The 202-nt window shown below is 57.9% G+C and carries 1 pseudogene; it reads right to left on the bottom strand.

The features are described from left to right. Positions 1-202 (bottom strand): annotated as a pseudogene (locus ACNFCJ_RS24225) (IS5/IS1182 family transposase); the annotation flags it as partial.

Below are 202 nucleotides of genomic sequence, written 5' to 3'. Positions count from 1 at the left end.
GAGCTTCTCCACGCTCAGGTGCTTGCGCAGCGAAGCTACCGCTTGGAACTTGCTGCCATCGATGGCCACCAGCTCCCCACTGATCAAGCTAGCCTGGCGACAGAACTGGACAAAAGCCTTGCAAGTCGCCTGAAAGGCCATGCTGTTGTCTTTGCGAAAATCCGCGATGGTCTTGAAGTCCGGCGCCAGACGACCCAGCAAC

This window comes from Pseudomonas sp. NY15364, assembly GCF_048068235.1.
Classification (GTDB): domain Bacteria; phylum Pseudomonadota; class Gammaproteobacteria; order Pseudomonadales; family Pseudomonadaceae; genus Aquipseudomonas; species Aquipseudomonas mendocina_D.
This window is presented reverse-complemented; position numbering and strand designations above follow the sequence as displayed.